The organism is Stenotrophomonas sp. NRRL B-14846 (assembly GCF_050473585.1).
In the GTDB taxonomy this organism is placed as follows: Bacteria; Pseudomonadota; Gammaproteobacteria; order Xanthomonadales; family Xanthomonadaceae; genus Stenotrophomonas.
The window spans coordinates 3,762,157-3,784,467 of record NZ_JBFLUN010000022.1 but is presented as its reverse complement, the minus strand read 5'-3'; the positions used below and the strand labels follow the sequence as shown (position 1 = coordinate 3,784,467).

General features: G+C 67.3%; 23 protein-coding genes. 16 read left to right on the top strand and 7 right to left on the bottom strand.

Annotated elements, in window-relative coordinates:
- Positions 1-5: 5 nt before the first annotated feature.
- The 5 genes from AB1281_RS19645 to AB1281_RS19625 all read left to right on the top strand — a co-directional run bounded on the left by AB1281_RS19645 (position 6) and on the right by AB1281_RS19625 (position 5,031).
- Positions 6-737 carry a suppressor of fused domain protein gene (locus AB1281_RS19645; protein ID WP_075675828.1) on the top strand — a complete coding sequence of 244 codons (732 nt, stop codon included), beginning with the start codon at positions 6-8 and terminating at the stop codon, positions 735-737.
- 51 nt (positions 738-788) lie between these two features.
- Entirely contained in the window at positions 789-1,754 is a 966-nt protein-coding gene (locus AB1281_RS19640; RefSeq protein WP_430346757.1) for an NAD-dependent epimerase/dehydratase family protein, read from the top strand.
- Positions 1,755-1,844: 90 nt separating this feature from the next.
- The gene (locus AB1281_RS19635) at positions 1,845-2,567 is read left to right on the top strand and encodes a glycosyltransferase family 2 protein (RefSeq protein ID WP_075675830.1); all 723 of its coding nucleotides are present in this window, start codon (positions 1,845-1,847) and stop codon (positions 2,565-2,567) included.
- Entirely contained in the window at positions 2,567-2,914 is a 348-nt protein-coding gene (locus AB1281_RS19630) for a lipid-A-disaccharide synthase N-terminal domain-containing protein (protein WP_014038968.1), read from the top strand. Before AB1281_RS19635 ends, AB1281_RS19630 begins: the two co-directional genes overlap by 1 nt.
- A gap of 344 nt (positions 2,915-3,258) precedes the next feature.
- Positions 3,259-5,031, top strand: coding sequence for a DUF885 domain-containing protein (locus AB1281_RS19625; RefSeq protein ID WP_087924046.1), 1,773 nt, complete (start codon positions 3,259-3,261; stop codon positions 5,029-5,031).
- A gap of 96 nt (positions 5,032-5,127) precedes the next feature.
- Here the strand turns inward: AB1281_RS19625 and AB1281_RS19620 are convergent, their stop codons facing one another.
- From AB1281_RS19620 to AB1281_RS19600, 5 genes are all read right to left on the bottom strand, one after another.
- A complete protein-coding gene (locus AB1281_RS19620) occupies positions 5,128-8,337 on the bottom strand; it encodes an efflux RND transporter permease subunit (protein WP_430346756.1) in 3,210 nt (1,069 codons plus the stop codon).
- A 10-nt stretch (positions 8,338-8,347) separates the two neighbouring features.
- Positions 8,348-9,553: an efflux RND transporter periplasmic adaptor subunit gene (locus AB1281_RS19615; RefSeq protein WP_075675832.1), complete on the bottom strand. Its 1,206-nt coding sequence runs from the start codon at positions 9,551-9,553 to the stop codon at positions 8,348-8,350.
- Positions 9,550-10,803 (bottom strand): TolC family protein, encoded by a 1,254-nt coding sequence (locus tag AB1281_RS19610; RefSeq protein WP_135966343.1) that lies wholly within the window; start codon positions 10,801-10,803, stop codon positions 9,550-9,552. The genes AB1281_RS19615 and AB1281_RS19610 overlap by 4 nt, the downstream gene beginning before the upstream one ends.
- A 56-nt stretch (positions 10,804-10,859) precedes the next feature.
- Entirely contained in the window at positions 10,860-11,192 is a 333-nt protein-coding gene (locus tag AB1281_RS19605; RefSeq protein ID WP_049446947.1) for a hypothetical protein, read from the bottom strand.
- A gap of 303 nt (positions 11,193-11,495) precedes the next feature.
- Positions 11,496-11,894, bottom strand: a complete 399-nt coding sequence (locus AB1281_RS19600) for a RidA family protein (RefSeq protein WP_430346755.1) — start codon at positions 11,892-11,894, stop codon at positions 11,496-11,498.
- Positions 11,895-12,003: 109 nt separating this feature from the next.
- Between AB1281_RS19600 and AB1281_RS19595 the strand changes: the two genes are divergently transcribed.
- The 9 genes from AB1281_RS19595 (at position 12,004) to uvrD (ending at position 20,100) form a co-directional block, all read left to right on the top strand.
- A complete protein-coding gene (locus AB1281_RS19595) occupies positions 12,004-12,897 on the top strand; it encodes a LysR substrate-binding domain-containing protein (RefSeq protein WP_430346754.1) in 894 nt (297 codons plus the stop codon).
- Between the two features lie 55 nt (positions 12,898-12,952).
- The gene (dnaQ, locus tag AB1281_RS19590) at positions 12,953-13,462 is read left to right on the top strand and encodes a DNA polymerase III subunit epsilon (protein WP_006402525.1); all 510 of its coding nucleotides are present in this window, start codon (positions 12,953-12,955) and stop codon (positions 13,460-13,462) included.
- A gap of 249 nt (positions 13,463-13,711) precedes the next feature.
- Entirely contained in the window at positions 13,712-13,948 is a 237-nt protein-coding gene (gene rpmB, locus AB1281_RS19585; RefSeq protein ID WP_005411638.1) for a 50S ribosomal protein L28, read from the top strand.
- A 10-nt stretch (positions 13,949-13,958) separates the two neighbouring features.
- On the top strand, positions 13,959-14,126 hold the full coding sequence (gene rpmG / locus AB1281_RS19580) for a 50S ribosomal protein L33 (RefSeq protein WP_169411268.1): 168 nt from the start codon (positions 13,959-13,961) through the stop codon (positions 14,124-14,126).
- 55 nt (positions 14,127-14,181) lie between these two features.
- Positions 14,182-14,304 carry a hypothetical protein gene (locus AB1281_RS19575; RefSeq protein WP_430346753.1) on the top strand — a complete coding sequence of 41 codons (123 nt, stop codon included), beginning with the start codon at positions 14,182-14,184 and terminating at the stop codon, positions 14,302-14,304.
- Positions 14,305-14,638: 334 nt separating this feature from the next.
- The gene (locus AB1281_RS19570) at positions 14,639-14,887 is read left to right on the top strand and encodes a hypothetical protein (protein ID WP_014038959.1); all 249 of its coding nucleotides are present in this window, start codon (positions 14,639-14,641) and stop codon (positions 14,885-14,887) included.
- A gap of 125 nt (positions 14,888-15,012) precedes the next feature.
- The gene (cls, locus tag AB1281_RS19565) at positions 15,013-16,431 is read left to right on the top strand and encodes a cardiolipin synthase (RefSeq protein ID WP_430347018.1); all 1,419 of its coding nucleotides are present in this window, start codon (positions 15,013-15,015) and stop codon (positions 16,429-16,431) included.
- A gap of 45 nt (positions 16,432-16,476) precedes the next feature.
- Positions 16,477-17,898, top strand: coding sequence for an FAD/NAD(P)-binding protein (locus tag AB1281_RS19560; RefSeq protein ID WP_430346752.1), 1,422 nt, complete (start codon positions 16,477-16,479; stop codon positions 17,896-17,898).
- Positions 17,899-17,907: 9 nt separating this feature from the next.
- A complete protein-coding gene (uvrD, locus tag AB1281_RS19555; protein WP_049446958.1) occupies positions 17,908-20,100 on the top strand; it encodes a DNA helicase II in 2,193 nt (730 codons plus the stop codon).
- A 107-nt stretch (positions 20,101-20,207) separates the two neighbouring features.
- Here the strand turns inward: uvrD and AB1281_RS19550 are convergent, their stop codons facing one another.
- Positions 20,208-20,918, bottom strand: a complete 711-nt coding sequence (locus tag AB1281_RS19550; protein ID WP_430346751.1) for a hypothetical protein — start codon at positions 20,916-20,918, stop codon at positions 20,208-20,210.
- A gap of 134 nt (positions 20,919-21,052) precedes the next feature.
- Between AB1281_RS19550 and AB1281_RS19545 the strand changes: the two genes are divergently transcribed.
- Positions 21,053-21,379, top strand: a complete 327-nt coding sequence (locus AB1281_RS19545; protein ID WP_032960648.1) for a low molecular weight protein tyrosine phosphatase family protein — start codon at positions 21,053-21,055, stop codon at positions 21,377-21,379.
- Positions 21,380-21,487: 108 nt separating this feature from the next.
- Positions 21,488-22,042 (top strand): hypothetical protein, encoded by a 555-nt coding sequence (locus AB1281_RS19540; RefSeq protein ID WP_188486746.1) that lies wholly within the window; start codon positions 21,488-21,490, stop codon positions 22,040-22,042.
- Between the two features lie 48 nt (positions 22,043-22,090).
- Here the strand turns inward: AB1281_RS19540 and AB1281_RS19535 are convergent, their stop codons facing one another.
- Complete coding sequence (locus AB1281_RS19535) at positions 22,091-22,237, bottom strand: hypothetical protein (RefSeq protein WP_188486745.1); 147 nt, start codon at positions 22,235-22,237, stop codon at positions 22,091-22,093.
- Positions 22,238-22,311: the final 74 nt, after the last annotated feature.

Here is a 22,311-nt window from a genome sequence, read left to right as displayed (position 1 = left end):
AGGACATGAGCAACGCATTCGACGACGTCAGCCCGGGCGGCAGCCCGATCCTGGTGCACAGCCGCCAGAAGGATTTCACCCCGCCGCAGGGCGAAGAACACATCGAGGCGATCGGCGCGCACATCGAGCGCCACCTGGGCCCGGTGTCCGGCGTCTTCCACGAGATCATCTCCGACCTGGTGCACATCGACGTGCACGTGGTGCCGGCCACCGACCAGTTCCCGTATCTGCGGCTGGTGACCTCCGGCATGAGCGATCTGCCGATGACCGTGCCCGCCGAGGTGGATGCGGACGTGCCGCGCTACATGGAGCTGATGGTGACCCTGCCGGCCGACTGGCCGATCTCGCAGGACGCCTTCGAGGACGAGCGCAACTACTGGCCGGTGCGCCTGCTGAAGGGCATGGCCCGGCTGCCGCACGAGTACGACACCTGGCTGGGCTTCGGCCACACCATTCCCAATGGTCATCCCAGCGAGCCCTATGCGCCGGGCGTGGGCTTCGACGGCGCCATCGTGCTGCCGCCGGTGACCACCCCGGAAGAATTCGCCGAGCTGGTGCTGGAAGATGGCAGGACCATCGCCTTCATGGCCCTGATGCCGCTGTACCCGGAGGAGATGGACCTGAAGCTGAAGAAGGGCGCCGAGGCGCTGCTCGACCGCTTCGATGCGAAGAACATCCAGGACGTGATCGAACCCGGCCGAACCAACGTGGCCAGGAAGCGTTTCGGGCTGTTCTGAGCCCGCAGCGTATCCTCTGCCCCTGTACTCATTGATTTCCAGGCAACTGCAATGACGATCCTGCTTACCGGCGCTGCCGGCTTCATCGGTGCCTACACCGCCCGCGCGCTGCTGGAGGCGGGCCAGCCGGTGGTCGGCCTGGACAACTTCAACGACTACTACGACCCGCAGATCAAGCGCGACCGCGTGGCTGCGTTGTGCCCGGCGCTGGACCTGCGCACGCTGGACCTGACCGACCGCGAAGGCCTGGCCGCATTGTTCGACGAGGTGAAGCCGACCGCAGTGATCCACCTGGCCGCGCAGGCGGGCGTGCGCTATTCGCTGGAAAACCCGCATGCCTACGTCGACAGCAACCTGGTCGGCTTCGTCAACATGCTCGAGCTGTGCCGCCATCGTGGCGTGCAGCACCTGGTGTATGCCTCCAGCAGCTCGGTCTACGGTGATTCGGCCACGCCGCCGTTCTCCGAGGACCAGCGCGTGGACCAGCCGCGCTCGCTGTACGCGGCGACCAAGGCCGCCAACGAGCTGATGGCCTACACCTACGCGCAGCTGTACGGCCTGCATGCCACCGGCCTGCGCTTCTTCACCGTGTATGGCCCGTGGGGCCGGCCGGACATGGCACCGCTGCTGTTCTCGCGCGCAGTGCTGGCCGGGCGGTCGATCGACGTGTTCAACGAAGGCCGCATGCAGCGCGATTTCACACATGTTTCCGACATCGTGGCCGGTATCTTCGGCGCGCTCGCGCATCCGGCCGATGGTCCGGTGCCGCACCGGGTGTTCAACCTCGGCAACCATACGCCGGTCGAGCTGGAGCGCTTCATCAGCGTGATCGAGCAGGCCGCAGGCCGCCCCGCGCAGAAGGTCTACAAGCCCATGCAGCCCGGCGACATGGTGCGCACGATGGCCGATACCCGGCGTGCCCATGACGCATTCGGCTTCGACGCGGTGACCCCGATCGAAGAAGGCCTGCCACCTGTGGTGCAGTGGTGCCGCGAGTATTTTGGCGACCGCGCCTGAGGACGGATCCTCACGCCGCGGGGTTCATCTTCGGATAACCTCGGTTTCGGAGAATGCGCGGTCTTTGTCCCCCCTTTGGCCGAGTGCCTTATGAGCCAACCCGAGCTTTCCGTTGTCGTCCCGGTATTCAACGAGCGCGACAATGTCGCCCCGCTGGTCGCCGAAATCACCGCTGCGCTGCGTGGCCGGTTGCCGTTCGAGATCGTCTACATCGACGATCACTCGCGCGATGACACCCTGGCCGTGCTGCAGGGGCTGAAGGCCACCACGCCGGAACTGCGCGTGCTGCACCATGTGAACCAGAGCGGGCAGAGCACCGCGGTGCGCACCGGCGTCAAGCATGCGCGGGCGCCGTGGATCGCCACCCTGGATGGCGATGGCCAGAACGATCCGGCCGATATCCCCAAGCTGCTGGCAGCGCGCGATGCTGCCGAGGCGCAGGTGAAGCTGTTCGCCGGCTGGCGCGTCAACCGCCAGGACAGCGGCAGCAAGCGCTGGGCCAGCCGCTGGGCCAACCGCATCCGCGCCCGCATGCTGCGCGACGATACGCCCGACACCGGCTGCGGCATCAAGCTGTTCGAGCGCAATGCATTCCTCGACCTGCCGTACTTCGACCACATGCACCGCTACCTGCCGGCGCTGATGCAGCGCGCCGGCTGGAAGACCACCAGCGTGCCGGTCAACCACCGTCACCGCACCGCTGGCGTTTCCAAGTACAACAACCTCGGGCGCGCGCTGGTCGGCATCCGTGACCTGCGCGGCGTGGCCTGGCTGATCACCCGCAGCAAGCGCACCGCGGTGGAAGAGCGGTGATGGGCCTGGAGCTGCACTGGCTCGACCAGCCGCTGACCTGGCTGTACTGGACCGGCCTGCATGTGACCGGCTGGAAGCTGATCGGCTACACCGGCGCACTGATGTTCGGCGGCCGCTGGCTGGTCCAGTTCATCGCCTCCAAGCGCGCCGGCAAGCCGGTCATCCCGCGCCTGTTCTGGTACATGAGCGTGATCGGCAGCCTGATGACGCTGAGCTACTTCCTGTTCTCGGCCAAGCAGGACTCGGTGGGCGTGCTGCAGAACCTGTTCCCGGCGTTCACCGCGCTGTACAGCCTGCACCTGGACATCAAGCACCGGGGCTGGAAGCGGGACAAGGCCAGCCACTGAGGCTGCGGGGTCGGATCCCTTTCCGCAGGAAAGGGCTCTGACCCCGTCCGGATCGCCGGCGCATCCACGCATGGCGTGGCTCTGTTGCATGTCCGGCGGCCGTGCCGGGTCCTGCCTGCTGTGGGTAGAGTCGACTTTCGCGCGAAGCGCGGGGTTTGCTACATCTGGCGGAAGAGCAGCCGACTGACAGTCGGCTCTACCACGCGCCTTCGGCGCTGGGGCCCCAGCCTGCGGCCGGTCCCCGGTCCCCGGTCCTGCCTGCGTTGCAGGCAGGACCTTCGTCCCATGCCACGGGCCGTGGGCGGTGCCATGATCGGGGTCTGCCTTCCCGGGAACCTGTGCTCGTGAAAACCCGTCTTGCTGTTGCCCTGCTGATCGCCCTGTCCGCTCCCGCCGTGGCCCTGGCTGCGCCGCCCGCCACCGCCGCACCGGCCAGCGTGGCCACTGAATCGCCCGCCGACGCCGCCTTCCGCGCGCTGTACGAGAAGGAATGGAAGTGGCGCCAGCAGGGTGGCGGTGAAGCCAGCGAGGACGAGGACGCCCCGGCCAACGCCACCCGCATGCCCGACATCGGCCCGGCCGCGCAGCAGGCACGCCTGAAGGTGTGGGACGAGACCCTGGCCGCGCTGAAGAAGATCGACCCGAAGACCCTGTCGCCCGACAACCAGGTCAACTACGCGATCTACCACGACCAGGTGTTCAACCTGGCCGAAGAGACGCGCCTGCGCGGCTACGAGATGCCGTTCAACGCCGACTCCTCGTTCTGGTCCAACCTGTCCTTCATGGCCCGGCGCGAGATGAAGACCGCGCAGGACTACCAGAACTACATCGCGCGCCTGAACGATGTGCCGCGCTACTTCGGCCAGCAGACCGAGAACATGCGCGCCGGCCTGAAGCGTGGCTTCAGCGTGCCGCGTGCCGTGCTCGATGGTCGCGAAGTGTCCATCGCCACCGTTGCCGAACTGAAGGACCCGACCGAATCGCCGCTGTACGCGCCGTTCAAGAAGCTGCCCAACAGCATCCCGGCGGCCGAACAGGCCAGGCTGCAGGCGCAGGCGCGCGCGGCGATCAGCGGCAAGGTGGTGCCGGCGTTCCAGCAGCTGCGCACCTTCTTCGTCAACGAGTACGTGCCGCAGGCGCGCACCACCCTGGCCGCCGAAGCGATGCCGGATGGCAAGGCGTACTACAAGCAGCAGATCCACGAATACACCACGCTGGACCTGTCGCCGGACGAGATCCACCGCATCGGCCTGGGTGAAGTCGAGCGCATCCAGAAGGAAATGAACGACATCATCAAGCAGGTGAAGTTCAAGGGCAGCTTCGCCGAGTTCCTGACCTTCCTGCGCACCGATCCGCAGTTCTACGCCAAGACCCCGGAAGAGCTGCTGTCGCGCGCGGCGTGGATTTCCAAGCGGGCCGACGGCCAGCTCGGCAAGTACATGACGCTGCCGCGCGCGCGCTTCACCATCGTGCCGGTGCCGCCGGACATCGCGCCGTTCTGGACCGCCGGCCGCGGTGGCATGGGCACCTACTGGCTCAACACCTACAACCTGCCGTCGCGCCCGCTGTACAACCTGCCGGCGCTGACCCTGCATGAATCCGATCCGGGCCACTCGCTGCAGGGGGCGATTGCCGCCGAGCAGAAGAACCTGCCCGAGTTCCGCCGCAACGCCTACATCTCTGCCTATGGCGAAGGCTGGGCGCTGTACTGCGAGAAGCTGGGCGTGGAGATGGGCATCTACGAAACCCCCTACGAGGATTTCGGCCGCCTGACCTACGAAATGTGGCGCGCGGCGCGCCTGGTGATCGATACCGGCGTGCACAGCAAGGGCTGGACCCGCGAGCAGGCGTTGGCCTACCTGCGTGACCACACCGCGCTGAGCGAGCATGAAGTGACTACCGAAGTGGACCGCTACATTTCCTGGCCGGGCCAGGCGCTGAGCTACAAGCTGGGCGAGATCGCCATCGTGCGCCTGCGTGCGCAGGCCGAGAAGGAGCTGGGCGACAAGTTCGACATCAAGGGCTTCCACGACACCCTGCTCAAGCAGGGCTCGGTGCCGCTGCCGGTGCTGGAACAGCAGATCCAGGCCTACATCGCCGAACGCAAGAAGGCCTGACCGTTCCAAGGTAGTGCCGGCCGCTGGCCGGCAATCCGACCCGGTCATGGGGTCGGATCCCTTTCCCACGGAAAGGGCTCCGACCCCGGCATCACCTCACCCCACCGCCCTTGGCTTCGCCACCCGCGCAGCGAAAGTCGGCAGCACCAGCAGGGTCAGCACGGTGGCGGTGATCAGGCCACCGATCACCACCGTCGCCAGCGGCTTCTGCACCTCGGCACCGGAACCGCTGGCGATTGCCATCGGAATGAAGCCGACGATCGCCACCAGCGCCGTGGTCAGCACCGCGCGGATGCGGCTGGAGGCACCGTTGATCGCCGCCTGCAGCGGCAGGTCGCCGGCATCCAGGCGCTCGCGGATCGCCTGCATCAGCACCAGACCGTTCAGGGTGGCCACGCCCGAGACGGCGATGAAGCCGACCGCCGCCGACACCGAGAACGGCATGCCACGTAGCAGCAGCGCGAGGATGCCGCCGACCAGCGCCAACGGTACGCAGCTGAACACCAGAATGGCTTCCTTGCCACTGCGCAGGGCCATGAACAGCAGGCTGCCGATCAGCAGGAACACCACCGGCACCACCGTTGCCAGCCGCTTCTCGGCGCGCTGCAGGTTCTCGAACTGGCCACCCCAGGTCAGGTAGGCACCCGGCGGCAGTGCCACGTCGGCCACCGCCGCCTGCGCTTCGCCGACGAAACCGCCCAGGTCGCGGCCGCGCACGTTGGCCTGCACCACCACGCGGCGGCTGCCGTTGTTGCGGCTGATCTGGTTCGGCCCTTCGCTGACCGTGATGCGCGCGACCGACGACAGCGGAATCACCAGCCCCGACGGTGTAGCGATCGGCAGTGAAGCGAGCTGGTCCGGATCGTTTCGCGAGGCATCGTCCAGGCGCACCACCACGTTGAAGCGGCGGTCGCCTTCGAAGATCTTGCCGGCCGCGGTACCACCGATACCAGTGGACAGCGCATCGCTCACGTCCGCGGCGGTCAGCCCGTACTGTGCCGCTGCCACGTGGTCGATGGCCACGTTGAGTGTGGGCAGGCCGGAGATCTGTTCCACCCGCACGTCGGCCGCGCCGTTCACCGCACGCAGCTTCAGCGCCACCTGGTCGGCCACCTTCTGCAGCTGGCTGAAGTCATCGCCGAAGATCATCACCGCCAGGTCGGTACGCACGCCGGAAATCAGCTCGTTGAAGCGCAGCTCGATCGGCTGGCTGAACTCGAAGCTGTTGCCCAGCTGCTGCCCGGCCAGCTTTTCGAAGCGTGCCACCAGCGCGTCCTTGCCCAGCTTCGGATCCGGCCAGTCCTTGCGTGGCTTGAGCACGATCACGCTGTCGGAGATGTTGGTCGGCATCGGGTCGATGGCCGCCTCGGCGGTACCGGTGCGCGAGAACACGGTCTCCACTTCCGGCTGTTTGGCAATCGCCTTTTCCAGTGCCAGCTGCATCGCCAGCGACTGCTCCAGCGAGGTCGATGGCACGCGCAGGGCCTGCATCGCCACGTTGCCTTCGTCCAGCGTCGGCATGAACTCGCGGCCCAGCAGCGAGAACGAGCCGATGCCCACCACCACCATCATCACCGCACCAGCCAGTACCGTGCGCGGATGGCCCACAGCCTTGCGCACCACCGGCTCGATGCGCGCACGCAGCACGCGGATCAGTTTCGTCTCGTGCTCGCCATCATCGGTATGCGCATCGCCATCCTTCACCTTCGGCTCGCGCACCAGCAGTGCGGCCATCGCCGGCACGAAGGTGAAGGAGAAGATGAAGGCACCGACCAGGGCCAGCATGAAGGTGGCTGCCATCGGGTGGAACGTTTTGCCCTCCACGCCTTCCAGAGTAAGGATCGGCGCGAACACCAGCAGGATGATCAACTGGCCGAAGGCCGCAGGGCGCGCCATCTTCATGGCCGAATCGGCGGCCACGCGGAGGCGTTCCATCGCGGTCAATGCACGGCCGAGTTCGGCGCGGCGCTGGCCCAGCATCAGCAGCGTCGACTCGACCACGATCACCGCACCGTCCACCAGGATGCCGAAGTCCAGCGCACCCAGGCTCATCAGGTTGCCGCTGATGCCGAAGCGGTTCATGCCGATTACTGCGAACAGGAACGACAGCGGAATCACCAGCGCGGTGATCGTCGCTGCACGCAGGTTGCCCAGCAGCAGGAACAGCACCACCACCACCAGCAGCGCGCCCTCGGTGAGGTTCTTGGCCACGGTCTTGATGGTGGAATTGACCAGCACGCTGCGGTCCAGAACCGGCGCGGCCACGATGTCGGCCGGCAGCGACTTGTTCACCTGTTCCAGGCGCGCGGCCGCGGCCTGGGCCACGGTGCGGCTGTTGCCGCCGGCGATCATCAGCGCGGTACCCAGCACGGCTTCATGGCCGTTGCGGCTGGCCGCACCCAGGCGCGGCGCGCGGCTCAGCTCGACCTCGGCCACATCGGCCACGCGCACCACCACGCCATTGCGGGTAGCTACCGGGGCCTGTGCCAGATCCTCGGTGGTCAGTGCCAGGCCATCGGCACGCACCACCAGGCCTTCGCCGGCACGCTGCACGAAACCGGCACCGGCCTGCACGTTGGAGCGCTGCAGGGCAGTGACCAGATCGGCCAGGCCAAGGCCGTGCGCGGCCAGCCGGGCGCTGTCCGGATGCACGCCGTATTCCTTGACGTAGCCACCGACCGTATCGACGCCGGCCAGCCCCGGGCTGGAGCGCATCTGCGGCGCGATGATCCAGTCCTGCACGGTGCGCAGGTAGGTGGCACGTTCTTCGGGTGTTCGCAGCAGGTTGCCTTCCGGCGTGCGGTAGACCTCGCCGGCCTGCCAGCCGGCTTCACCGGGCTTGGCCAGCCTGGCCGGATCGAACGTGGTGAAGTCCACGGTCCACATCAGCACTTCGCCGAGGCCGGTGGTGACCGGCGACAGCATCGGCGACGCGCCATCGGGCAGGTCTTCGGATGCCTCGCGCATGCGTTCGGCCACCTGCTGGCGCGCGAAGTAGATGTCGGTCGCATCGGTGAAGATCGCGGTGACCTGCGAGAAGCCATTGCGCGACAGCGAACGCGTGGTGGTCAGGCCGGGAATGCCGGCCAGCGCGGTTTCCAGCGGATACGTCACCTGCCGCTCGATCTGTTCCGGCGTCAGCGCCGGTGCCACCGTGTTGATCTGCACCTGGCGGTTGGTGATGTCCGGCACCGCGTCGATCGGCAGCTTGCCCAGCTGGAACAGGCCCACGGCAGCGATCAACGCCGCCATGAACACCACCAGCCAGCGGTGGCGCACCGCTGTTTCAATGATCAGCTTGAACATGGTCGCCTCCTCAGTGGCCGTGCTCGGCTTCGCCCTTGGCCAGTTCGGCCTTGAGCAGGAAGGCATTGGCACCGACGATGCGCTCGTTGCCGGTCAGTCCACCGAGGATCTCGATGCGGTCGCCGGCACGGCGCCCGGCCAGTACCGGCTGCGCCTTGAAGCCGCCGTCGACGGCGACGAACACCGCGCTGCTGCCATCAACGTTCTGCACCGCATCGGCGGGCACGCTGAGCGAACCGTCCTGGCCTTCGGTGACTACCACCGCCGAAACCGGCGAACCGGCCGGCGGCAGCGAAGCGTCCACCGGCGTGGCGCGGATCACCGCGACGCCGCCCTGCTGGCGCACATCGGCGGCCGAACCGGTAACGGTGGCGGTGAAGCTGCCACCCGGCACGCTCACTTCCAGCTTCATGCCGGGCGTGACCTGTGCGGCCAGCGCGGGCGGCGCGGTGAACACCAGTTCGTTCATCGCCGGGTCGGCGACATCGGCCACCGCGCTGCCAGCGGCGACCACGCCGCCCGGGGTGACCTGCACGTTGCCGACGATGCCGGCCACCGGGCTGGTGATGCGCACGCGGCCACTGGCATCGGGCGCACCGTTGGCAGCGGCCTGCGCCTGCGCGGCAGCGGCCTGGGCCTGTGCCGCCAGCGAGCGGGCGCGCGAGGCCTCCAGTTCCTGGCGCGCGACCACGCCCTGGTCGACCAGCGCCTTGTCGCGGCCATAGGCCAGGCGCGCGGCCTCGGCTTCGGCCGATGCAGCCAGCGCATTGGCGCGGAACACCGCGGCCTCACCGCTGACCACGATCGCCAGCGCCTGGTTCTGCTTCACTGCGGTGCCCGGCGCGACCAGCACGCGCTCGACGCGGCCGGTCACCGTGGATGCCACCGACGCGCGTGCGCCCACCGACGGTTCGACCCGGCCGGACAGGCGCGTGGAGCCACCGCCACCGCGACCGATGGCGACCACCTCGATACCGGACGCCTTGATCTGTTCCGGGGTCAGCTGCACCACGCCTTCATCGGCGTCGGCGGGGGCCTTGGCGGTTTCCGCCTTGGCCTCCTTGCTGTCGGCGGCATGGCCGTGGCCATCGTCGGTGCCGGCCTTGGCCGCAGCCGGGTCTTCATTGGCAGGCGTCTGCGCATTGCCGGCGCAGCCGGCAAGCAGAACGGTCAGCAGCACGCCGCCGATCAGCGGGAAAGTACGGGAGAGAGTCATTTGGCCTCCACAAAAGGTGCGCGCCCTTCAAGGCGTGCAAGATCGATTTCGGCGCCGACGCGCGACAGGCGCGCATCCACGGCGGTGCCGCGGGCGGCGATGAGGGCGCTGCGCGTGCTGCGCAGTTCCAGCTGCGAGATGCGTCCGGCGTCGAAGCCGACGCGTGCGAGTCGATACGCCTCTTCGGCGGCGACCACGCTTTCATCGGCGGCGCGGGTACGGCTGCCGGCCGCCTTCAGCCCGGCCACGGCGGAAAGGCGTTCGGCCTCGCTGTCGCGGCGCTGCTGGTCCAGGCGGGCCTCGGCCGCGCGCTGGTCGGCATTGGCGGCGCGGATGCCCCCGCGGTTGCGGTCGAACAGCGGGATGCTGAGGCTGACCCCGAGGTTGTAGGCACGCTCGCCGCCTTCGCGGAAGCGGGTCTGCGCGGCGGTGACGCTGAGGTCGGGCAGGGCGCGCTTGCGCTCCACGTCGACCAGCTTGCCGGCCGCATCGGCTTCGGCTTCAGCGATGCGCACCGCCAGCGCCACGTCGGTGGCGCCACGCGGCAGCGGCGGGGCACGGTCGAGCAGGCTGTTGTCGATCGACTGCACCGGCGCATCCAGCAGCGCGGCACCGGCCAGGCGGGCCAGCGCGGCGTCGCGGAATGCCTGCGCCTCATCCAGCGCAGCGCTGGCATTGGCCACTTCGCTCTGCGCCTGCACCGCGCGCAGCTGCGGTTCGCGGCCCTGCTTGACCATCGCGTTGACCGCATTGGCGTCATCGCGGGTGAGGGTCAGCGCCTCTTCGGCCAGGGCGTAGCGGCGCAGTGCACTTTCCGCCTGTGCGTAGACCACCGCCAGCTGGCTGGCCACGTCGCTGCGGCTCTGGGCACCACGCAGGTTGGCGGCCTGTGCCTCGGCACGGGCGGCACGGACACGCGCGCCACGCTGGCCCCAGACCTCCAGCGGCTGGGACAGGGTGAGCACGGTATCGGCCTTGCCCATGCCGCCATAGGAGCCGGTGCCCCAGGCGTTCTCCGCGGAGTAGGAGAGGGAAGGGTTGGGCAACGCACGGGCCTGGTCGGCGCGCGCGTCGGCGGCCTCGGCCAGCGCCGTACCGACGCGGGTACCGGGCAGCTGGTCCAGGCGTTCAAGCAGGGTGTCGTAGGAAGGGGCGGCTTGCGCCATCACCGATGCCGCCGGGGCCAGGCCCAGCAGCACAGCGACGACCAGCCCGGCCGCACGCGGCGACCGAGGTGTCAGGATCGACATAGGGGGATTCCGGTTGTGAGTGAAACGGGAGCCCGCAATCGCGGGACGCGCTCAACTCACGCCCGGGGAGGACGCGTCAATTCATCCTGGGCGACCGCATAGGTCGCCGCGTCGCCGGCATTCATCCAGCGCGCCGGCAGTGGCGCACCGAAGGCAGCGAGGGTGCTGGCCGGCAGGCTCAGATTGGAGTGGTGGCAGTGGTTGTGGCCACAGGCACCGACGTGCTTGCCGTCGGCATCGCCATCGGAATCCGGTGCGGACTCCACGTGCACCGTGCTGGCGTGCGGTTCCACCGTGCAGGCCAGCGCGTCGGCCACCGGCACGACCACGAATGCCGCCATCAGCAGCATCAGCAGGTACGAGCGAAGGTGGCGGGAGATCCGGCGCATGGAGGGGAGGCTAGCAAGCGGTTTTCGCCGGATACAATATCAATGGCCACCTCGGGAATCCGTCGGAGCCTCCCGTTCAGGTGCGTCGGGCTGGGGTCGGATCCCTTTCCTCCGGAAAGGGCTCTGACCCCGACACCTTGCTGCCGGCCAGCGGCCGGCGCTACCGGTCTGCAGGCAGCTTCGCGATCACCTTGATCTCGAACTGGAACCCGTAAAGCCAGGTCACGCCGACTGCCCTGGTAGGTGTCGACCTTGGTCGACACGCTTTTCGACCCCCGACACATTGCCGGCCAGCGGCCGGCACTACCGGTCTGCGGGCAGCTTCGCGATCACCTTGATCTCGAACTGGAACCCGTACAGCCAGGTCACGCCGATTCCGGTCAGGGTCGGATGCGGCGCCTCGCCCCAGTACTCGGGCACGATCGCCCACGCCTTCTCGAAGTTGTTCTCGGGGTCGACCAGGAACACGGTCACGTCGACCACGTCATCGAAGGTGCAGCCGGCGGCAGCCAGCACCGCGTTGAGATTCTCGAAGGCGCGGCGCACCTGGGTTTCGAAGTCCGGCTCGGGCGAGCCGTCCTCGCGGCTGCCGACCTGGCCGGAGACGAACAGGAAGCCATTGGATCGGATCGCCGGCGAGTAGCGGTTGCGCTCGTACAGGGCCTGGCGACCGGCGGGGAAAACGACATCACGCTGTGACATGGGGAAGATCCCGTGGGAGAGAACGCCCATCCTCCGCGCCAGCGCTGTCTGGATAAACCGCGATGATCGGCCTAAATTGATTGTTAATCCCAAACAATCATGGTCAGCCATGGACCGTTTCGAGGCGATGCGGGCGTTTGCCCGGGTGGTGGAAACCGGCAGCTTCACCCGCGCCGCGCAGACCCTGCAGATCAGCCGCACCACGGCCACCCAGCTGGTGCAGCAGCTGGAGGCGCACCTGCGGCTGCGCCTGCTCAACCGCACCACGCGCCGGGTCAGCGCCACCGCCGATGGCGCGGCCTATTACCCGCGCATCGCCCGCCTGCTGGCCGAGCTGGAAGAGGTGGAGGGCGGGCTGGGCGACGCGGCCACCCAGCCGCGCGGACGCCTGCGGGTCGATGTGCCCGGGCCGTACGCGCGCTTGCGGCTGGTGCCGGCGTTGCCGGATTTCCAGGCGCGCTACCCGGAGATCCAGTTGGACATCGGCGTGAGTGACCGCGAGGTCGATGTCATCGCCGACAACGTCGACTGCGTGATCCGCGGCGGCACCCCGGCCGATCCGGCACTGGTGGCGCGGCCGTTGGCTGCGCTGCCAATCGGTTTCCACGCCAGCCCGGGCTATGTGCAGCGTTTCGGGCTGCCAGCCGATCCGCGCGCGCTGGAAGGGCCCGATCACCACATGGTCGGCTTCCTCAGCCCGCGCAGTGGCCGGGCCCGGGCGTTCAGCGCGCAGCGCGGCGATGAGCGCGTTGAGGTGCAGGGCCGCTACACGGTCGGCTTCGACGACGGCAACGCCTATCTGGCCGCGGCGTTGGCGGGGCTGGGCGTGGTCGCGTTGCCCAGCTACATGGCCGAACCGCACGTGGCGCGTGGCGAGCTGCTGCCGGTGCTGCCGGACTGGCAGCTGCCGCCGATGCCGATGCATGTGATGTTCCCGCCGAACCGGCACATGAGCCAGCGGCTGCGGGTGTTCATTGATTGGGTGGTGGAGGCGTTGGGGTGAGTGCATCGGTCGCGTGCGAAAATCCGGCTGCACGTACTGGAGAACGCACACCCTGATGAGCCGCATCGTCGCACTGGATACCGAAACCACCGGCATCTCCCACCGCCTGGGGCACCGGGTGATCGAAATCGGTGCCGTCGAACTGATCGATGGCCAGCTCACCGGCCGCCAGTTCCACACCTACCTGCAGCCGCAGCGCAAGGTCGATTGGGGCGCACAGCGCGTGCATGGCATCAGCGATGCGATGCTGGTGGGCAAGCCACTGTTCTCCAGCAAGGCCGCCGAACTGCTGGACTTCCTGCGCGGCAGCGAAATGGTCGCGCACAACGCCACCTTCGACGTGGGTTTCCTGGACAACGAGCTGCGCCTGGCGGGCATCCCGGGCACGCTGGCCCAGCATTGCCGCATCACCTGCAGCCTGAAGCTGGCGCGCGGGCGCTGGCCGGGCCAGGGCAACAAGCTGGATGATGTGCTGCAGCGCCTGCGCATTCCCGGCAACCGCGGCCTGCACGGCGCGTTGAAGGATGCCCATCTGCTGGCCCAGGTGATTCCGCATCTGCGTTGAACTGGCCCGGCACTACCGGCGGCCGTCGCGTTCAGCCCCAGCCTGTGGGTAACTTGCGCAAGTGCTTGAACCCGTGCATAATGCGCGGCTCGCTGTGTCCGGTTTTCTACCGGGCGGCGCCCCCGGGAACACGTCCCCGGCCGCCCAACGCCAGCGTAACCCTTTGATTCTCTTGACGTGTGGTGGGCAACCATCGAGGCCGCCGTCTCCCGGGCTACGGGCTGACAACTACTACTATCGAGGTGCGCAATGTCCCGCGTATGCCAGGTTTCCGGCAAGCGAGTGCAGACGGGTAACAACGTCTCGCACGCCAACAACAAGACCCGTCGTCGTTTCCTGCCGAATCTGCACGAGCGCCGTTTCTGGGTGGCCAGCGAGAACCGCTGGGTCAAGCTTCGTGTTTCCGCGCATGCACTGCGCACCATCGACAAGAACGGCATTGATTCCGTTCTGGCTGAGCTGCGTGCGCGCGGCGAAAAGGTCTGAGGAGTAAAGCATCATGGCAGGCAAGCGCGATAAGGTCCGTATGATTTCCTCGGCCGGTACCGGCCACTTCTACACGACCGACAAGAACAAGAAGAACACCCCGGGGAAGATGGAATTCCTGAAGTACGATCCGGTCGTGCGCAAGCACGTCCTGTACAAGGAAGGCAAGATCAAGTAATCCGCAAGGATTGCTGGTCCCCGCGAAGAAACCCGCCCTTGTGGCGGGTTTTTTCATGTCCGGTATTTCCCTGGTGGCTGCCGACCGCTCCGATACTGATGTGGTGGGTGCCGACCGTTGGTCGGCACTGCCGTACTCCCCGCGCAGGCTGTCGCCAATGGCGTCCTGCCTGGTGTGAAGGGCCGAATGCGATAAGTGATTGTTCCTACCGGTTCCGGTGCCTCGCGCGGTTCAAATCGATTGGAACCACGAACGTTGCCATGCCCATGATGGCGAGCCGCTGCGGTTGCAGCGGTCGGGCTTGCAATCCCGTGAAGTCAATCAATCAGTAGACTCGCCCGCCGTCGCCGGAGATCCCTCCGGCGACGGTTGGTGACCTATCCGCCTCTATGGCGGACGGTGCGAGGGGGCCCTGCGCCCGCCGGTTCGTTTGCTGATTGATTGCTTCCCGGTATTGCAACCACGCATCGTCCGCCACCTTCACGGTGGCCAGATCCGTTGAAGGAGGTTGCATGAACACCCCATCACACCGGCAGGACCTGGAACTGGGCTGGCTGCGCCTGCAGCGCATGCTGCAAGGCATCGAGGGCATGGCGCTGCTGCTGTGCGACCACCACCTGGCACTGGCCAACGGCGCGCCGTCGCCGCTTCCAGAGGCGCAGCTGGAACGGGCCGCGCAGGCGATCGCCTGCATGGCGCTCAACGGCCGCCGCCACGCCGAATCGGTGCGGCAGCTGTGCGAGGTGCCGGTGCGGCATTGAGCCGTCCTGTAGAGCCGAGCCCATGCACGGCTGCTCTGCCGTCGGAACGAAAGGCAGTCGAGCGCGGCTCGACTCTACAAGGGCCGGTGGGCAGAATGGCCCATCACCTCCCGACGGGCGACGCGATGCTGTTCGAGTGGTTGCTGGGTTCGTACCTGCTGCTGATCGACTGGCTGATCCGGCTGGTCGCGCTGTGCTGGATCCCCACCCGCACCACGCCGGGGGCGGCGCGCAGCTGGCTGCTGCTGGTCGGCTTCGTGCCGCTGCTGGGCCTGCCGCTGTACCTGCTGTTCGGCCACCCGTGGTTGTCGCGTGAGCGTATCCGCCGCCAGGCCGAGGCCTCACAGGTGATCCGTGAGGAACAGGCGCTGCAGCATCGCCTGCGCTGGGGCCCGCAGCCGGACACCGCCAGCGCCGAGATCGTGCCGCTGGTGCAGCGCCAGGGTGACTTCATGCCGGTGCACGGCAACGCGGTGGACCTGCTGACCGACTACGACGAATCGCTGCACACGCTGATCGCCGACATCGACCAGGCCGAAGACCGCGTGCACCTGCTGTACTACCTGATGTTCGATGACGCGGTGGGCGAGGCGGTGGTCGAGGCGCTGCAGCGTGCCGCCGCGCGTGGCGTGCAATGCCGCGTGCTGCTCGACGCGGTGGGCGCCAAGCGCGGCCTGCGCGCCTATCGCAAGCGCCTGGAAGCGCGCGACATCGAAGTGCGCGCGATGCTGCCCGGTGGCCTGCGCTGGCGCCGCAGCGGGCGCATGGATCTGCGCAACCACCGCAAGATCGCGGTGATCGACAACGAAGTGGCGTATGTCGGTTCGCAGAACCTGGCGGGCCCGCAGTTCGTGCCCGGCCACCCGAACCGCGAGCTGGTGGCGCGCGTGCGCGGCCCGGCGGTGGCGCATCTGGAAGCGGTGTTCGCCAGCGACTGGTACATGGAAACCGGCCAGCGCCTGGACGTGATCGCCGATGTGCCCGAGTGCAGCGACGACATCGCCACCCAGCTGCTGCCCAGCGGCCCGGCCTACCCGTACAGCAACGCACGCGATGCGGTGGCGGCACTGATCCACCTGGCGCGGCGCCGGCTGGTGATGGTCACCCCGTACTTCGTGCCCGACGAAGCCACGCTGAGCGCGCTGCGCATCGCGGCGTTGTCCGGCGTGGACGTGCAGCTGATCCTGTCGGCCAGCAACAACCAGCGGCTGACCTCGTGGGCGCAGGAGGCGTACTACGACGAGCTGCTGCGCTGTGGCGTGCGCATCGCCCTGTACGAACCGCAGTTCCTGCATGCCAAGCACATGAGCGTGGACGAGGACATCGCCGTGCTCGGCTCGATCAACATGGATATCCGCTCGTTCGCGCTGAACGCCGAAATCGGCCTGATCTGCTACGACCGTGCGCTGGTCCAGCAGCTGTGCGCGATCGAGGACGGCTACCTGCGCGAGTCGCGGCAGCTGGACCTGCAGCAGTGGCGCAGCCGCCCCACGTGGCGGCGCAGCCGCGAAGGCATCGCACGCTTGGCCGATGCGTTGATGTGAGGCAAGGCCGGCCGCCCATTTCGGCAATCCGGCCTGTCATCGCCGATGGCCTACAATCGGCACATGACTGATTCACCGCGTAATGGCGAACTGGACCTGGCAATCATCGGTGGTGGTGCGGCCGGCGTGCTGGTGGCGATCCAGGTACTGCGCCAGGCCAAGGCGCCGCTGGCGCTGGCCATTTTCGAACCGGCTTCGCAGCTGGCGCAGGGCATCGCCTATGCCACGCCGTGGCCGGAGCATCTGCTGAACGTACCGGCGGCGAAGATGAGTGCGTTTGCCGACCAGCCCGGCGATTTCCTCGACTACCTGATGGCGGCCAATGCCTACCCGGGCGAGGCGCGCGAGGTGCTGGGCGAGCGTTACGTGTGCCGCCACCACTTCGCGGCCTACCTGCAGCAGCGCCTGCAGGACGCCGCCGCAGCCAGCCCGGCGCAGCTGCAGGTGATCGCGCAGCCGGTGCTGGGCCTGCAGCCGGATGACCATGGTTATCGACTGCAGCTGGGCGATGGCCAGACGCTGCACGCCGCACAGGCGGTGCTGGCTACCGGCAACAGCATGCGCCCGCTGCCGGTGGCCGGTGCCGAGGCGCTGCCTGCCGATGACGTGATCGAGGCCTGGGACTACGACGGCGTGCGTACCCTGGCCGGCGAGCAGGCCGTGGCCATCGTCGGCTCCGGCCTGAGCATGGCCGACACCGTGCTGGCGCTGGTCGCCGCCGGCCACACCGGCCCGTTGCACGTGATCTCGCGCCATGGCCTGCTGCCGTTGCCGCATGCGCATGGTGGCCTGCCCACGTTCGACCCGGCCACGCTGCTGCCGATGAACCTGCGCCAGCGCCTGCACGCATTGCGCGGGTTCGCACGCCAGGCGCAGGCCGACGGCCTGCCGTGGCAGGGCGTGATGGACCGCATCCGCCCGCACGGGCAGGCGCTGTGGTGCAGCCTCGATGAGGCCGACCAGCGCCGCTTCCTGCGCCATGTGGTGCGCTATTGGGACGTGCATCGCCACCGCATCGCCGAAGAGGTGGATGCGCAGCTGCAGTCCCTGCAGGACAGCGGGCAGCTGCGCATCCACCGCAGCCGCCTGCAACGCGTGTGGCGCGAGGCCGATGCGCTGCAGCTGTCCGGCCGCGATGCCTCGGGCAATGAACAGCAGTGGACGATCAGCGGGGTGATCAACGCCACCGGCGTGGAAACCCGTGCCAGTGCGTTGCGCAATCCGTTGCTGCAGCAGCTGCAGGCTGATGGTCTGGCGCGCCCCGGCCCACACGGGCTGGGCCTGGACAGCACGGTGCCGGGCGATCGCCTGTGTGCCGCCGGTGGCCAGCCGCAGGCACGTCTGGGCGTGCTCGGCAGCCTGCGCATCGGCAGCCTGTGGGAAAGCCTGGCGGTGCCTGAACTGCGTCAGCAGGCGCACGCACTGGCAACCCAGGTGGTCGCAGGAGCCGCGACGGCGATGCCGTAAAATGGGGGCATGGATGTCTCCCACCTGCTTGATGGCCTGAACCCGGCCCAGCGCGAAGCCGTCTCCGCTCCCCCCGGCCACCACCTGGTGCTGGCCGGTGCCGGTTCCGGCAAGACCCGCGTACTCACCCACCGCATCGCCTGGCTGCATGAAGTCGATGGCGTGCCGACCCACGGCATTTTCGCGGTGACCTTCACCAACAAGGCGGCCGGCGAAATGCGCCACCGCATCGACGCACAGCTGCCCAATGGCAGCCGTGGCATGTGGATCGGTACCTTCCACGGCCTGGCCAACCGCCTGCTGCGCCTGCACTGGCAGGACGCGAAGCTGCCTGAAGGCTTCCAGGTGATGGACTCGGACGACCAGCTGCGGCTGGTCAAGCGCGTGGTGCAGGCGCTGGAACTGGACGACGGCAAGTACCCGGCCAAGCAGATCGCGTGGTGGATCAACGCGCAGAAGGACGAAGGCCGCCGCCCACAGCACATCCAGCCCGAACCGCACGACGCGTGGCTGGAAACCATGCGCCAGGCCTACATCGAGTACCAGGCGCGCTGCGACCGCGCCGGCCTGGTCGACTTCGCCGAACTGCTGCTGCGCGCGCACGAACTGCTGCGCGACAACCCGGCCCTGCTGGCGCACTACCGCGCGCGCTTCCGCGAAATCCTGGTGGACGAGTTCCAGGACACCAATGCCATCCAGTATGCCTTCGTGCGCGTGCTGGCCGGCGATTCCGGCCACGTGTTCGTGGTCGGCGACGATGACCAGGCCATCTACGGTTGGCGCGGTGCCAAGGTCGAGAACGTGCAGGGCTTCCTGCGCGACTTCCCGGGCGCGCAGACCATCCGCCTGGAGCAGAACTACCGCTCCACCGCCAACATCCTCGGCGCTGCCAATGCGGTGATCGCGCACAACCCGGATCGCATCGGCAAGCAGCTGTGGACCGACAGCGGCGACGGCGAGCCGATCGACCTGTACGCCGCGTACAACGAGATGGACGAGGCACGCTACATCGTCGAGCGCGCCCGCCAGTGGGTGCGCGATGGTGGCAGCTACACCGAAGTGGCCGTGCTCTACCGCAGCAACGCGCAGTCGCGCGCGCTGGAAGAGGCGCTGCTGAGCGAACAGGTGCCGTACCGCGTGTACGGCGGCATGCGCTTCTTCGAGCGTGCCGAAATCAAGGACGCGCTGGCCTACCTGCGCCTGCTGTCCAACCGCAACGATGACGCGGCGTTCGAGCGCGCGGTCAACACGCCCACCCGTGGCATCGGTGACCGCACGCTGGACGAAGTGCGCCGCGAGGCGCGCGCGCAGGGCATCTCGCTGTGGGAAGCGACCATGCTGGTCACCCAGGGCAGCGCGCTGGCCGCACGTGCGCGCAATGCGCTGGCCGGCTTCCTGGTGCTGGTCAACGAGCTGCAGGCGCAGACCCTGCACATGACCCTGGCCGAGCGCGTGGACCACGTGCTGGCCCGCTCGCAGCTGCGCGAGCACTGGAGCAAGGAAAGCCGCAACGCGCTGGACTCCGAATCGCGTACCGATAACCTCGACGAACTGGTCTCGGTGGCCTCGCGCTTCGTGCGCCGCGCCGACGACATCGAGGAAGTGGGCGAGGACATGGACGAGCTGGTCGCGTTCCTGGCCTATGCCGCGCTGGAGGCCGGTGAGGGCCAGGCGCAGGCGGGCGAAGAGGGCGTGCAGCTGATGACCCTGCACTCGGCCAAGGGCCTGGAATTCCCGCTGGTGTTCCTGGCCGGCCTGGAAGAAGGCCTGTTCCCCAGCGCACGTTCGCTGGAGGAAAGCGGGCGGCTGGAAGAAGAGCGCCGCCTGGCCTACGTCGGCATCACCCGCGCGCGCCAGAAGCTGGTGCTGAGCTATGCCGAATCGCGCCGCATCCATGGCCAGGACAACTACAGTCTGCCGTCGCGCTTCCTGCGCGAGATCCCGCGCGAGCTGCTGCACGAAGTCCGCCCGAAGGTGCAGGTCTCGCGGCCGGCCTCGATGGGCGCCAGCCGGGTGATGGGCCATGCCTCGATCGAGGCACCGCCGATCAAGCTCGGCGCGCTGGTTACCCATCCCAAGTTCGGCGAAGGCATGGTGACCGACTACGAAGGCAACGGCGCCCACGCCCGCGTGCAGGTCGAGTTCGCCGACGCCGGCAGCAAGTGGCTGGTGATGGCGTACGCCAACCTGACGGTGATCTGATCACCGTTCAGGGGTCGGGAATTCCTGTAGAGCCGAGCCATGCTCGGCTGCTGTAGGAGGGGAAAATCAGCCGAGCATAGGCTCGGCTCTACAACAGCGGTCGGTCGTCAGCCGGTGGTGAACGTCTCGACAGCTGCCACCAACCGCGCGCGGTCCATCAGCTCTTCATCCTGACGGTTGCGGATCAGCACGTAGCGCCCTTCCTCCGGCGACAACACCTCGATCACCTCGTTGCGATAGTTGGTGATCTCGATGAAGCCATCGCTCACTCCGCCAAGGTTGTCGATCTCGGCTACTAACGTCTCCAGGCTCACGATGGTGCTCTCCTCGTCCGTTCCGCCGCCAGTGCGGGGATTGTCGAAGTACACGCTAATCTTCGGCTGCCTGGTCCTATGCCAGTTGTTGACGTCAACGATGTGATGTGTGGACCACTTGAACTCCTCCACCGACTCATTGCCGCTGAACTCGCAGCGGAAGATCGGCAGGCACAGGAATAGGTTGGTTCGATTGGCGTTGCGGTTCAGTAGCCCGTGATACGTGGCGGGAACCGCTAACGCGTGGGTGAAACCATAGGCGCTGGACGGAATTTCAAAGATCGTTGGCCCATCGTGCGAGAGATGATGCGGCGCGTTCAACAGAACGTTCGCGGCGAATTCCGGATCAGCGATGTCCTTGGACGTGATCGCCAGATCGTGCCCGTTGGTGTTTCGCAGGCAGCAGTGAATCGTGAACGTCGCAACTACGTATTTGCCAAAGTAACAGCCATGGGCTTCGCCTAGCTCGCCGAACTCCCTTAACAGGTCATCCTTGGTGATCATGGGTATCTGGACAGTGGAAACGCCCATGATGGCCCTTCGAGTGTTTTCCGGCCATGCAACTTGTCCGAAGGCACTTGGGGAGGGCAGAACCCTTTTCGTTGGAAAAGGGATCCGACCCCCATTAGGCTGCGCTCATGACCCGCAACGTGCTCTTCCTCTGCAGCCAGAACCGCCTGCGCAGCCCGACGGCCGAGCAGGTATTCGCCGATTGGCCGGGCATCGAGACCGCCTCGGCCGGGCTGCTGGCCGATGCCGAGGAAGTGCTCAGCCCCGAGCTGCTGCAGTGGGCCGATATCGTATTCGTGATGGAGCGCGCCCACCGCAACCGGCTGTCCAGCCGTTACAAGGCATGGCTGAACGGCAAGCGGGTGATCTGCCTGGATATCCCGGACGACTACGAGTACATGGACCCGGTGCTGGTGGAGCTGCTGAAGCGCAAGGTCACGCCGTTCCTGCGTTGACCGAAAGGGTGTGTAGAGCCGAGCTCACGCTCGGCTGCTTCTGGCGGAAAGTCAGCCGAGCATGGGCTGGGCTCTACAATAGGCGGCACATCTTCCAGGAACGCCCCCATGACCGAACCCACGCTGCACGTCACCGTGAAGTTGAACGCCCGGCTGCAGCCGGAGCATCGCCACGAACTGTTCGAGGATCCGCTCGACGCATTGATGCAGGCCGCCGAGATCGGCGAGATCGTCGGCGGCGGTACCGCGATCTCCGACCTGGGCGAGGTCGAGTACGGCGATATCGAAGTGGCGCTGGTCGATGCCGATGGCGTGCCGAAGCTGATCGACCTGCTGGAACAGCTGGGTGCGCCGAAGGGTTCGCAGGTGCAGCGTGCGGACGAGGTTGATCGCGCCTTCGGCGTGACCGAAGGCCTGGGCATCTACCTGGATGGCCTGAACCTGCCGGACGAGGTCTACGAACAGTGCGATTCCAACCACGTGTTCGAGCAGCTGTCGGAGAACATCGACGGCCTGGGCGAGATCTGCAGCTGGTGGCAGGGCCCGACCGAGACCGCGCTGTACATGTACGGCGAATCGTTCGAAGCGATGCGTGATGCGATTGCCGAATTCGTGGGCAGCTATCCGCTGTGCCAGAACGCACGCGTGGTGCAGATCGCCTGAGACGTTCAACTGTGGAGCCGAGCATGGGCTCGGCTCTACAGAAGCAGGTTATCGGCCGGCTGACTGCCGGGCGTTGTCGCGCTGGGCAAGATCCTTGCCCAGGTAATAGCCGCCGCAGAACAGGGCGAAGGTGGCGGCGAGGCTCCACAGGATGATCCTGAGGGTGCTTTGTGATGTCGGCTTGCTGTCCTGCATCAACGTTCTCCCGGGGCGGCCCGATACCGCTTGGTCAGCATGCGCCGCGGTCAGTGGGTACGCAAGCTGGCGGT